The following is a 13,196-nucleotide window of genomic DNA, read 5'->3' as shown; positions in this document are numbered from 1 at the left end:
TCCTTTCTATAAATCATCTAAAGGATCAGGTTCGCTTACAGCTGTCCTATTATCTTTACCATTGAATTTGACTTGTGCCATCACAAAGGCCACAATGCAAGCAAAAGCTGCGATACCTGTGATGCTTAATCCGGAGTAAGCTGTGATTAGAAAACCAAGTAATAAAAACGGGATCATTTTTTTCGTCAACATCGTTTGTAACAACAAAGCAAAACCATATGCTGGTAAAATTTTGCTTGCTAAAGTCAGACCATTTGTCAACCATACTGGGATACTGCTCACGATATTTTTCACTAAATCTGTTCCAAAGTAAACAGCTAAAAAGATAGGGATAAAATACATCAGTGAATATAAGACCGTACCATAGATTATGTGGATCCGTCGTGCTCTGCTGAACTTTCCTTCATTGATTAAATTATCTGCCCAATGTGTCAGATTTGAGAGTACCGTCCGCATCAATATTCCAAGCATTTGTCCTAACACAGAGATTGGAATGGCAATAGTCAGAGCAGTTTCAGCATTGGAGCCAGATAGAATAGCAAAAGCTGTAGCAATAATGGACGCCATATTCATATCCGGTGGCGCTGCTGCTCCGATATTTACCAGACCAAGCGACATCAATTCCAGAGAAGCACCAACCAATAAACCTTTTTCCAAGTCACCTAATACTAACCCAACTAACGTACTCACGATTAAAGGCCGTTCAAAATTCATCCTCCCTAGTAGTCTAGAGTCCAAGATGCACATGATTCCGACCAGACCTAAGGCAATCGATTGAAACAACATAACGTAAACTCCTTTCTTTTTAAATCATTGTATTCAAATCCTCTTTTTTTGAGGTTGGAACCTGTTGCATGAACTGTTTGATGCCCATTGATTTTAGTACTTTCGCATCTTCTATCTCATTTTCAGTCAAGAAGATAGCATTACTGAATTGTTTTGATCCTTCTTTTTTTATGATGCCTCCGTAATTGATTTCCTTAACGTTTGAGTAACTTTCGCAAAACTGACGAACATCCTTGGTATTTCCAAAGATCATCATGATGTTTTCGCTCAATGTTTCTATTTTAGATATTTTTGTCAATGTATTTTCAACGGTAAATATATTGAGTTTGATTCCTTGAGGTTTTGATAGTTCTAAAGACATTTTTTTAAATTCATCATTGGCTGCTTCATCATTCACCACCAGAATTCGGTTGATTTGCAAAGATTTACTCCAAGAAAACACCACTTGTCCATGCAACAATCGGTGATCGATACGAATGAACTTGATCATAGATCATCTCCTCCTTCGTTTGATTTTTTTAGTAATCGATTGCAATCAATCAATGACTGCCGACTTTCTTCGATAATCAGTTCTAAATCTGCAGCAGCAATTGGGTTAACTTGCGTGGCGATTGAAATCACTAAGGGTAGATTCATTCCTGTGATCAAGCGTATTGCTGGCTCTTTCTTTAACAGTCCTATCATTTCATTATTGACACTTCCTCCTAAGATATCTGTGAGAATAAATAGATTTTCTTTTCCTAATTTTGAAACTATACTTTGTATTTGTTGTTCTATCGGCTCATCTTCATCTCGATAAGCTGATAATGCATAAATATTAGTGGCAGGCCCCAAGATCATTTCAGCTGTTTGTTTTAGACCTTGAGATAATGCGCCGTGACTAGCTAGAATAATCGTATTCATTTTTATTTCCTCCTCGCTGACAGTTTTATATAAAGCAAATATCGTGCCAACTTCTGTTAAGCCTGTAAAATCAATAGTTACAACTATTTCCCAACACTTTTATCATTTACTGATAAGTGTTCAATCGATTTTGTAAAAGTGTTGAACTGCTTTTCTACATATATAAAACAAAAACAGCCCCTCGACTGTGTTTCTATCACACAGTCAAGGGGCTGTTTTTGACTCGTTGAAGTCGTTCATACTTTGTGTAATCAATGCTATTGAAGATAAGGCATATGTATCTTATGGATATATTTCCTCATCCAAATCATCCATGCAGGATTATGAAAAAAAATGAGCGTGAGACAAAAGTAAAGAACACTTTTGTCTCACGCTCTATACACGTATAAACGGCGGAAGCAGAAGCAACTCCTCGAAAATAAGCTGAAATTCACAAAAATTTGAAAAGCAATTTTCCTGAATTCCTTCTTATTTCTTGGAGTTAAACGCTTCTGTCCCAGCCTCTAAAAATATAACGGTGTAGAGAAATGGTAATTTAGAAATATTCAAAATAACATAGCTTTATTTTTTCAATTATCTAAGTGTTTTTGTACTTAAGACTGCCAATTTTCAGGATCTTTTTTCCATTCTTTTAGCAGAGTTAATTCTTGCTCATCGATATAACGATCTTCTAAAGCTGCTTCGATCAATACAGAGTAATTGGTCAACGTCATAAGAGGGATTTCGGCTTTTTCGAAATTTGCTTTTCCTTTTGGCAACTCATACGTAAAGATAGCTGCAACACCAAGGATATCTGCACCTTCTCTTTTCGCTGCTTCAGCTGCTTCCAAGACGCTGCCTCCTGTAGAAATCAGATCCTCGATCACAACCATCTTCTGGCCTTCAACTATACGCCCTTCGATTTGATTGCCTTTCCCATGATCTTTCGCCTTACTTCGAATATAGACCATTGGCAAGTCTAATATTTCCGCTACCCATGCAGCATGAGGGATTCCTGCCGTTGCAGTTCCAGCAATTACTTGTACTTCAGGGAAAGCTTCTTTGATTTTGCTTGCTAAGCCTTTTGCGATCTCTTTTCGGACTTTTGGATAGCTCATCGTGATTCGGTTATCGCAGTAAATGGGGCTTTTGATTCCACTTGCCCAAGTAAAAGGATCACTTGGATTTAAAAATACTGCTTCAATCTCTAATAGATCTTTTGCGATACTTTGTTCTACATTCATTTTAGGTTGACTCCATTCTGTTTGAATCGTTCGGTATGCTTCATAAGGATCAGTTGCTTGTGTGATTGGTCGTCCCACAACGATGAAAGTTGAGCCAATCTCTCTTGCTTGAGAAGGTGTGACTACTCTTGTCTGATCTCCTGCGACTGTTCCTTCTGGTCTTATCCCTGGAGTTAAGCAAACAAATTCATCTCCCGCCGTTTCTTTGATCGCTTCTACTTCCCAAGCAGAAGAAACCACACCATCTAATCCTGCTTTTTTGGCACAGTTAGCGTAATGGATCACACTTTTTTCTAAAGGAACTTCGATTAGTTGATCTGCATGCATCTCCTCTTCACTTGTAGAGGTAAGTTGAGTGATAGCTAGAAGTAGCGGACGTTTCCCACCTTCTGGCGTTCCTTCTTCTAATCCACGCATTGCCGCCTCCATCATGCGAATACCGCCAGCTGCATGAACACATGTGACATCAACACCAAGCTTTGCCAGTCCCCGCATTGCTTTTTCGACCGTATTCGGAATATCGTGAAGTTTCAGATCTAAAAACACATCGTGACCAGCATCTTTTAGATAACGTACGATTTCAGGTCCTTCTTGGTAGAACAATTCCATTCCGATTTTCACAAACAATTTTTCTTCTTCTGGGAAAAAACGAAGAAAGTCTTCTACTTCTTGCCAAGTTGAAAAATCTAATGCAATGATTGGTCGTTGGTTTAGTTGGTTCATCGTTCACGTTCCTCTCTCACTTCTTTGATTAATCTTTCCAGTGACTCAATACCTAGTTCGCTCATTCGCACTGGGAGCTCTTTGATTAGTTTAGGACAGATATAGGGATCGGTGAAATTCGCAGTCCCTATAGCTACAGCGCTTGCTCCAGCCATAAACATCTCAAGAACATCGTCCACTGTCTGCACGCCGCCCATCCCAATGATTGGAAGATTGGATATACTTGCCACTTGATGAATCAAACGGATAGCGACAGGCTTGATTGCTGGTCCGGATAGTCCACCTGTTTGATTGGCTAAAATCGGTTTTCTTGTCTTAAGGTCAATCCGCATACCAAGTAGTGTATTGATCATTGTAAATCCATCTGCCCCTCCAGCTTCGATTGCCTGAGCGATTGGAACGATGTCTGTCACATTGGGGGATAGTTTGACATAGACAGGAACAGAAGCAACTTTCTTTACTGCTTGTGTTAATTGAAAAGCAACATCAGGATCTGTTCCAAAAGCGATACCGCCATGCTTGACATTTGGACAGGAAATATTCAGCTCGATTGCTTTCACATTTGGCGCTTCGCCGATTTTGCTACAAACTTCTACATAGTCTTCTTCGCAAGCACCAGCGACATTTGCGATGATGGGTAACTCATTGTACTCCTCTAATTCTGGAAGAAGTTTATGCATAACAACGTCTAGACCAGGATTTTGTAACCCAATCGCATTCAACATGCCCGATGGTGTTTCCGCCACTCTCGGTGTAGGATTGCCAAAGCGAGCATTTGGAGTCGTTGCCTTGACCATGATCGAACCAAGCTGATTCAAATCATAGTATTTTCCGTATTCTTTGCCAAAACCGAAACAGCCGCTTGCCGGCATGATAGGATTTTTTAATTCTAGGCCAGGAAGTTTGACCGCTAAAGGATTCTCATTCATATAATTACCTCTCCTATTTTAAAAATCGGTCCTTCGTCACAAACTTTCACACTTTTTGTTCCTGTTTCATCTTCCGGCGTATGACAAATGCAAGCATAGCAAGCCCCTATCCCACATGCCATGCGGGATTCTAATGATAACTGGACATTTTGATGCGAAGAAAACAGCTGTTCCACTGTCTTCAATAACCCGTTGGAACCACATGCAAAAACAGCTGTAGGTTTCGTCTTCGTTCCTAACAATAAATTACCGACATTTCCGTGCATACCGTATGTTCCATCGTCAGTAGCGATTCTTGTTTCTCCTAGACGATTAAATTCTTTTTCATAATAAACGACTTCATGTGTGGCAAAACCTAAAAAGTGCGTTGGTTTGATCCCTTTTTTGACTAACTGCTTTGATAACTCATACAGGGGAGGGACACCGATTCCTCCACCGATTATAAATACTTCGTCTCCTGTATGAAGACCAGATAAATCAAAACCATTACCTAAAGGACCCATGACATCTAAATGGTCTCCGGCAGAAAGAGTAGAGAAGACGCTAGTCCCCTCACCTTCCACCCGATAGATAATACGGCAAGTATTTGTCTCGTGATCGATATGATTCAAGCTAATCGGTCGGCGTAGCAGCAAGTCTGCACGCGGCACGAGGATATGCAAGAACTGTCCTGGTTGCTGCATTTCTTTTACTAGATCACCTTTTAATGTCATTTCAAAAATCTTTGGTGCCAGCTGTTTTTGCTGAACGATTTCCATCATTTCTTGTTTCATCTGTCCCCTCCTGTAACGGATTTTCTTCTTTCGGTCTTAACATGTGTACACCGTTAAATAGGGTTGGTTGAAAATGCACGAGATTCCATCACTCGAACGATTGCATCTGCTGTGTCTAAAGAAGTAAACAACGGAATACCATGCTCAACTGCTTCTCTTCGGATAATGAAGCCGTCTTTAGAAGCATTTCCCCGATCTTTATCAATCGTATTGACAACCACTTGTGTTTTACCATCTCGTATCAAGTCAACTACATTTTTTTCTGCTGCTTCCTCAGAAATTTTCGCAACTGTTTCAACGACCAAACCATGTTTTTCGAAATAGGCAGCTGTATGTTTCGTTCCTATCAGACTATAGCCGATTTCTGTAAAACGTTTAGCTAACTCTAGTGCTTCTTCTTTTGTTTCATCCGCAATCGTAAACAATACGGCTCCATATTCAGGCAAGTGTAATCCAGAAGCTTCAAATGCCTTGTACAAAGCTTTGTCTAATTGTCTGTCAGACCCCATTACTTCTCCAGTCGATTTCATTTCAGGCCCTAAGTAAGTATCGACTTTCTGCAATTTAGTAAAAGAAAAGACGGGCGCTTTAACATGGACTTCTTTTGTTTCCTTATAAAGTCCGTTTTCATAACCAAGTGTCTTTAATTTCTCTCCCAAAATAGCTTTCGTCGCAATTTGTGCCATTGGAATTCCTGTCACCTTACTTAAGAATGGAACAGTCCGACTTGCTCGAGGATTGACTTCGATCACATAAACCTCATTTTCATGGATGACGAACTGGATATTCATCATCCCGACACAGTTCAAACCTAATGCTAAACGGATCGTGTAGTCTTCAATCGTTTTCTTGATCGATTCAGATAATGTTTGAGGTGGATACACAGCCATTGAATCCCCTGAATGGACACCGGCACGCTCAATATGCTCCATGATCCCTGGGATGAGTACTGTTTCACCGTCACAAATCGCATCCACTTCGCATTCACCACCAAGCAAATAGCGGTCCACTAGTACTGGATGTTCTGGAGAAGCTTTCACAGCATGCTCCATGTAGTCTTCTAAATCTCGCTGATTTTCAACGATTTCCATCGCACGCCCGCCTAATACATAGCTTGGACGAACAAGAACTGGATAACCAATTCTCGAAGCGATAACCACGGCTTCTTCTTTACTTGTAGCAGTATCCCCTAAAGGTTGAGGAATACCCAACTCTTTCAGCGCTTGCTCGAATAAATCACGATTTTCCGCACGATCCAAGTCTTCGATCGTTGTCCCTAAGATTTTTACACCAGCAGCAGTCAAAGGTTCGGCTAAGTTGATTGCTGTCTGACCACCGAATTGAACGATTACTCCTATCGGCTGTTCTAGCTCGATCACATTCATCACATCTTCGAAGGTCAATGGCTCAAAATATAATTTATCCGAAATAGAAAAGTCAGTAGAAACTGTTTCCGGATTGCTGTTCATGATGATTGCCTCGTATCCTGCCTGCTGGATTGCTTTGACAGAATGCACAGTCGCATAGTCAAATTCAACTCCTTGTCCGATACGGATAGGACCAGATCCCAGTACTAGAACTGAGGGCTTTTCTGATCGTGAACTTTCATTTTCATATTCATAGGAACTATAAAAATAAGGCGTTTTTGATTCGAATTCCGCTGCACAAGTGTCAACCATCTTATATACAGGAATCAAATCATTTTCTTTTCTCATCTGGCGAACGGCTTCTTCGTTTATTTCCCACAGCTCCGCCACTTTTTTGTCTGTAAAACCATTTTGTTTCGCTGTTTTCAATATCCTGTCATCCAACGGCTGCTGTTTCAACTGCTGTTCGATTTCTACGATATGCAACAGTTTATCTAAAAAGAATAAATCGATTTTTGTCAAATCTGCCAATTCTTCTATGGTGTACCCTCTTCTAATAGCTTCAGCTACATAAAACAGGCGATCATCTTGTGCTCGAACCACTTTTTGGATTAGGTCATCGTCCGTGATGTCTGCCAACTCAGGAAGTTCGATATGGTGTGTACCGATTTCTAAAGAACGCACAGCTTTCAATAAAGACTCTTCGATATTTCGACCGATAGCCATCACTTCACCAGTTGCTTTCATCTGTGTGCCTAAAAGCCGTTCTCCGTTTTCAAACTTATCAAATGGCCAGCGAGGAATTTTAGCTACAACATAATCTAATGCAGGTTCAAATTCTGCAAAAGTCGTTCCTGTGACAGGATTTTTCATTTCGTCTAGTGTTAATCCAAGCGCTATTTTAGCAGCTAGCTTAGCGATCGGATAACCAGTCGCCTTACTTGCTAACGCCGATGAACGAGAAACACGCGGATTGACTTCAATCACATAATAATTAAAGCTATGTGGATCAAGAGCAAGTTGGACGTTACAGCCTCCTTCGATCTTAAGTGCTCGAATAATCGAAAGAGAAGCATCACGAAGCATTTGATATTCATGGTCAGACAATGTCTGGCTAGGAGCAAATACGATAGAATCACCTGTATGGATACCCACTGGGTCAAAATTTTCCATATTGCAGACAACGATTGCATTATCAGCCGAATCTCTCATCACTTCATATTCAATTTCTTTAAAACCCGCAATACTTCGTTCAATCAAACATTGGGTAGCTGGGGAAAGACTTAATCCATTTTCTGAGACTGTTCGTAATTCTTCTTCATTTTCACACATGCCTCCACCAGTCCCGCCTAAAGTAAAGGCTGGACGAACGATGACGGGATAGCCGATTTTATTTGCAAACGCTACAGCTTCTTCTACTGTATTGACGATTTCAGATTCGGGGATCGGCTGATTCAATTCTTTCATCAACTGTTTGAATAGATCACGGTCTTCTGCTTGATCGATCGCAGAAAGCTTCGTTCCTAGAAGTTCTATGTTCAATTCTTCTAAAATACCATATGCTGCCAGCTCCATTGCCATATTGAGGCCTGTCTGTCCGCCTAAAGTTGGAAGGAGAGCATCTGGACGCTCTTTTCGAAGAATCCTTGATACAAATTCAAGTGTGATCGGTTCGATATATACTTGATCTGCCACTTCTTTGTCCGTCATGATCGTCGCAGGATTAGAATTTACTAAAACCACTTCATATCCTTCTTCTTTTAAGGCAAGACAAGCTTGTGTTCCTGCGTAGTCAAATTCTGCGGCTTGACCAATGATGATCGGACCAGATCCAATCACCATAATTTTCTTGATATCTGTACGTTTCGGCATCTGTTTACTGCTCCTTTCCTGCATCCATCATTTCCATAAATTCATCAAATAAATGTAGTGCATCATGCGGACCAGGGGCAGCATCTGGATGAAACTGCACACTGAAAGCGGGATAATCTCTGTGTTTGACTCCTTCTACTGTTCCGTCATTCACTTCTACATGGGTTACGATGAGTTTTTCTGGATCAATCGTGGCTTCATCGACTGCATAGCCATGATTTTGAGAAGTAAAATCAATTCTTCCGGTCGCTACTTCTCGGACTGGATGATTTAATCCTCGATGTCCGAATTTCATTTTATAGGTATCTGCACCGTTAGCTAAAGCAAATAACTGGTGGCCAAGGCAAATACCAAAAATCGGTACTTTTCCTTGGATTTTTTTGATCATTTCGATTGCTTCTGGCACATCTTTTGGATCACCAGGTCCATTCGTCAGCATGACTCCGTCTGGTGATAGCGCTAAAATCGTCTCGGCATCTGTGTTATAGGGAAGTACTGTGAGGTTACAGTTTCTTTTACTCAATTCTCGTAAAATACTATGTTTCAAGCCGAAGTCAATGACGATGACTTTCCGTCCTGTTCCTGGACTTGGATAGGGTTTGTTAGTGGAGACTTGCTGCACTTGATTGGTTGCTAGAACGGTTGCTTTCAGCTGATCAAATGCATGTTCGAAGGAATCTCCAGCATCAACGATACTTGCTTTCATCGTTCCGACTTCACGGATTTTACGAGTAAGGGCGCGCGTATCGATACCTGATATTCCAGGAATCCCTTTTTGTTTCAAAAATGAATCTAGCGTCATTTGGTTTCGCCAGTTTGAAGCTACACGCGCGTGCTCTTTTACTACTACTCCTTTGCATGTTGGAGAAATCGATTCATAATCATCTCTATTTACCCCATAATTGCCCACCATAGGATAGGTAAATGTAATGATTTGACCGTTGAAACTTTGATCGGTGATGGTTTCTTGATAACCAGTCATACTTGTTGTAAAAACGATTTCTCCGAAGACATTTACATCCGCGCCGAAAGCTTTTCCTTCGAAAACTGTTCCATCTTCTAATATAAGCAAACGTTCCATACTTTTATTCTCCCTTCTGCCACACAAGTTTTCCGTTGACAAAAGTCATTTGTGTTTCGCCTTTTACTTTCCAGCCGATAAAAGGTGTATTTTCCCCTTTTGATAAAAAGTCTTCTTTATCGATCGTGCAAGTTTTTGTAATATCAAAAATTGCTACATCAGCGGGTGCGCCGACTGTCAGCGTTCCTGCATTCAAACCAAAAATCTCAGCCGGTTTAACTGCCAACCAATTGATTACTTGTTCCAATGTGAATTGTCCAGTTTCTACAAAATGAGTGTAGATCAGTTGGAATGCTGTTTCGCTTCCTACGATGCCAAATGGTGATTTCATGAAGCTTTGGCTTTTTTCTTCTAATCCATGTGGGGCATGATCTGTAGCGATACAATCGATTGTGCCGTCAAGCAAACCTTCGATCAAGGCCTCCCTGTCCTCCCGTCCTCTTAGCGGTGGATTCATTTTCCAAAAGCCGAAATCTTCGGGAATATCTTCGTCGATTAAAATAAGATGATGGGGCGAAACTTCCGCTGTTACGTGGATTCCTGCTTTTTTTGCGTCTCTGATTATTCGGACACTCTCTTTAGTAGATACGTGGCACACATGGTAATGAACACCAGTTGCTTCAGCTAGCAACAAATCTCTGGCGATTTGAGAAGACTCGGTTACACTTAAGATCCCGGGAAGACCAAGTTCTTCTGCCTTCTTGCCAGCGTGCATAACACCGCCAAATAATAAAGATTCGTCTTCTGTATGGGCTACTAGTGCTTTATTGTTTTTCGCAGCTTCTTTCATAGCCAGATACATCGTTCCAGCCGTTTGGACACCTACACCGTCATTTGTGAAAGCAAAAGCACCTTCTTCAATCAGTGCTTCTTGATCAACTAATTTCTCACTTCGCAGATTTTCTGTGATTGGCGCATACTGTAATACCTTCACAACTGCATCTTTTCTAATGATGTCATATACTTGTTTCAGCTTTTCTGCCGTATCAGGTACAGGATTTAAATTCGGCATCGCGCATACAGTAGTAAAACCACCACGTGCAGCTGAGCGAGTTCCAGCTTCGATCGTCTCCTTGTATGTAAATCCTGGCTCTCTCAAATGGACATGGACGTCCACTAAACCAGGTGTGATCAATTGTCCCTTTGCATCAAACACTTCATCAAATTCGGCTTCTGAGAATCCTGTACCGATTGCTTTGATTCGCCCATCTTCTATCCAAATTTCTGCTGGTGTCGTCATATTTTTTCGTGTATTGATCTGACCGTTTTTAATGAGTGTTTTCATTTTTTCATCCTCCTATAATTACGCTTTTCCATTTAGCACTGCTTCTAAGATTGCCATTCTGACAAAGACACCATTGCTCATTTGTTGAACGATTCGTGACTGTAATCCTTCCACTAATGAATCAGCTAATTCCACATCGCGGTTAACTGGTGCTGGGTGCATAATGATTGCATGTTTTTGCAGCTTCTTCGCACGTTCAACTGTCAAACCATATTCCTGATGGTAGCCTTCTTTTGAGAAGCTTTCTTTTCCATCATGGCGTTCGTGTTGCACTCGAAGCATCATCATGACATCAACTTGATTTAGCAGTTCGTCCAATGGCATATAATGTCCGTATACTTCGAACTCCTCATCGTACCATTCTCTAGGACCTGAGAAGAATACTTGTGCACCTAAGCGTTTTAACATCTGCATATTGGATTTCGCTACCCGAGAGTGAGTGATGTCCCCTACAATGGCAACTTTCAGTCCTTCAAAGTGTCCAAATTCTTCATAAATCGTCATCAAATCAAGCAAGCATTGGGTTGGATGCTGTCCGCTTCCGTCTCCCCCATTAATAATCGAGCACTGGATGGTTTTGCTTTGTATCAGTTCGTCATAATAGTTCTCATCACCATGACGGATGACCGCTACGTCTACACCTAATGCAGACATCGTCAGTACTGTATCGTATAACGTTTCTCCTTTTTGGACAGAGCTTGTACTTGCTTCAAATTCAATCACTTCGAGCCCTAGTTTTTTCTCCGCTACGTCAAAACTTTTATGTGTGCGGGTACTATTTTCGAAAAAGAGGTTTGTAGCAAAGTACTGGCGCTTTTGCGGAGTCCAATTAGCCCCTTGCTTGAATTCTTGCCCTCTGCGAATCAAGCCCATAACTTCTTGGTCAGTAAGTGCCTCAACGGTCAATAAATGCTTTAAACTGATACGTTCTGATTTGATGATCATAATGTTTCCTCCTTAGTTTTCTTCGCTTCGTGAAGTTTCTGGTAAGATAAGATTTAAAATGATGCCAAGTACAGTTGCTAACGCCATTGCCGACAATGTAAATGTGCCTACTTCAAAGACAAGTCCGCCAATTCCTACTACTAGGATAACTGAAGCAATCAACAGATTTTTCTTTTTGTCAAAATCGATTTTGTTCTCGATCAAAATCTTCATTCCGCTTGCTGCAATGACGCCAAACAAGATAAAACTGATTCCTGAGATGACTGGTCCAGGGATACTTAAAATCAAAGCGCTTAATTTTCCTACGAATCCCAAAACGACTGCAAAAACTGCAGCTCCCCCAATCACAAACACGCTGTGGACGCGTGTGATAGCCAGAACACCAATGTTTTCGCCGTAACTTGTTACAGGAGGTCCACCAACGAAGGCTGCTACGATTTGTGCTAAGCCATCACCTGTCAACGTCTTATGAAGACCCGGTTCTTCAAAGAAATTACGTTTAGTTAGTTTATTCAATACCATAAGATGGCCGATATGCTCTGTCATCGTCACAAAAGCGATGGGTGCCATTGTTGTGATTGCTCCAAGATATAGCTTTGGTTCATATTGTACAAATGGAATCTCAAAGTTAGGAACAGCAAACCAGGCAGCGTCTACGATTGGCTTAGTATCCACGATTCCAAACAGCAAGGCTACGATGTACCCGCTAATAATACCTAGTAAAATCGGAATCAATCCGAGAAAACCTCTTAGCCACATGTTGAAGAAGATGGTCAATCCTAATGTGATCAGTGCTACGGCAATATACTTGAAATCATATGTGCCTTGATTATACATAGCATTTGTTGCTGCATTTGCCGCAAGTCCCAACCCGATAACCATGATGACTGGGCCGACGACGATCGGAGGCAAGATTTTATCCAGCCATGCTGAACCGATCTTTTTGATGATCAGCGCAACAATCAAGTAGACTAATCCAGTTGTGACTGCTCCTTGTGCAATCGCTGGATAACCATCTGTTTTCATCAAAAGCTGCATCGCCGCAATGAAAGCGAAGCTGCTTCCTAAGTACGCCGGTATCTTTCCTTTAGTAGTAAATAAGTACACCAATGTCCCTAGTCCTGAACTGACTAGCGCGATACCTGGATCGATCCCTACTAAGATAGGTACTAACACGGTTGCTCCGAACATCGTGAACAAGTGTTGTAAACTTAATCCAACCCAATGTCCTGGGGTTGGGCGATCGTGGATATCTAACACCACGTCATCATTATGAAATCCTTTTTTCTCCGACATGTTTCTCTCTCCT

11 protein-coding genes and 1 pseudogene are annotated in these 13,196 nt (G+C 41.2%); all 12 read right to left on the bottom strand.

Annotation, left to right across the window (positions count from 1 at the left end; genetic code table 11):
• Positions 1-6 precede the first annotated feature (6 nt).
• A complete protein-coding gene (locus tag KFO35_RS06955; protein ID WP_002313784.1) occupies positions 7-786 on the bottom strand; it encodes a PTS mannose/fructose/sorbose/N-acetylgalactosamine transporter subunit IIC in 780 nt (259 codons plus the stop codon).
• A gap of 19 nt (positions 787-805) precedes the next feature.
• A complete protein-coding gene (locus KFO35_RS06950) occupies positions 806-1,276 on the bottom strand; it encodes a PTS sugar transporter subunit IIB (RefSeq protein ID WP_002315055.1) in 471 nt (156 codons plus the stop codon).
• Positions 1,273-1,689, bottom strand: coding sequence for a PTS sugar transporter subunit IIA (locus KFO35_RS06945; protein WP_002309312.1), 417 nt, complete (start codon positions 1,687-1,689; stop codon positions 1,273-1,275). Before KFO35_RS06945 ends, KFO35_RS06950 begins: the two co-directional genes overlap by 4 nt.
• 593 nt (positions 1,690-2,282) lie before the next feature.
• Positions 2,283-2,912, bottom strand: coding sequence for an orotate phosphoribosyltransferase (gene pyrE, locus KFO35_RS14160; RefSeq protein ID WP_029744090.1), 630 nt, complete (start codon positions 2,910-2,912; stop codon positions 2,283-2,285).
• A 9-nt stretch (positions 2,913-2,921) separates the two neighbouring features.
• A pseudogene (gene pyrF / locus KFO35_RS14155) lies at positions 2,922-3,635 on the bottom strand (orotidine-5'-phosphate decarboxylase); the annotation flags it as partial.
• Positions 3,632-4,564: a dihydroorotate dehydrogenase gene (locus tag KFO35_RS06935; RefSeq protein ID WP_002315057.1), complete on the bottom strand. Its 933-nt coding sequence runs from the start codon at positions 4,562-4,564 to the stop codon at positions 3,632-3,634. The gene KFO35_RS06935 and the pseudogene pyrF, both read right to left, overlap by 4 nt.
• A complete protein-coding gene (locus KFO35_RS06930; RefSeq protein WP_156271854.1) occupies positions 4,561-5,337 on the bottom strand; it encodes a dihydroorotate dehydrogenase electron transfer subunit in 777 nt (258 codons plus the stop codon). Before KFO35_RS06930 ends, KFO35_RS06935 begins: the two co-directional genes overlap by 4 nt.
• 53 nt (positions 5,338-5,390) lie before the next feature.
• A complete protein-coding gene (carB, locus tag KFO35_RS06925; protein WP_156271852.1) occupies positions 5,391-8,576 on the bottom strand; it encodes a carbamoyl-phosphate synthase large subunit in 3,186 nt (1,061 codons plus the stop codon).
• Between the two features lie 4 nt (positions 8,577-8,580).
• Positions 8,581-9,657, bottom strand: coding sequence for a carbamoyl phosphate synthase small subunit (locus KFO35_RS06920; protein ID WP_002315060.1), 1,077 nt, complete (start codon positions 9,655-9,657; stop codon positions 8,581-8,583).
• Between the two features lie 4 nt (positions 9,658-9,661).
• The gene (pyrC, locus tag KFO35_RS06915; RefSeq protein ID WP_002315061.1) at positions 9,662-10,942 is read right to left on the bottom strand and encodes a dihydroorotase; all 1,281 of its coding nucleotides are present in this window, start codon (positions 10,940-10,942) and stop codon (positions 9,662-9,664) included.
• Positions 10,943-10,960: 18 nt separating this feature from the next.
• A complete protein-coding gene (locus KFO35_RS06910; RefSeq protein WP_002315062.1) occupies positions 10,961-11,887 on the bottom strand; it encodes an aspartate carbamoyltransferase catalytic subunit in 927 nt (308 codons plus the stop codon).
• A 12-nt stretch (positions 11,888-11,899) separates the two neighbouring features.
• Complete coding sequence (locus tag KFO35_RS06905; RefSeq protein WP_002315063.1) at positions 11,900-13,183, bottom strand: solute carrier family 23 protein; 1,284 nt, start codon at positions 13,181-13,183, stop codon at positions 11,900-11,902.
• Between the last annotated feature and the right edge of the window lie 13 nt (positions 13,184-13,196).

It is taken from the genome of Enterococcus lactis (assembly GCF_015751045.1).
Classification (GTDB): Bacteria; Bacillota; Bacilli; order Lactobacillales; family Enterococcaceae; genus Enterococcus_B; species Enterococcus_B lactis.
The sequence above is the reverse complement of the archived record's forward strand: the minus strand, read 5'-3'. Positions and strand labels throughout refer to the sequence as shown.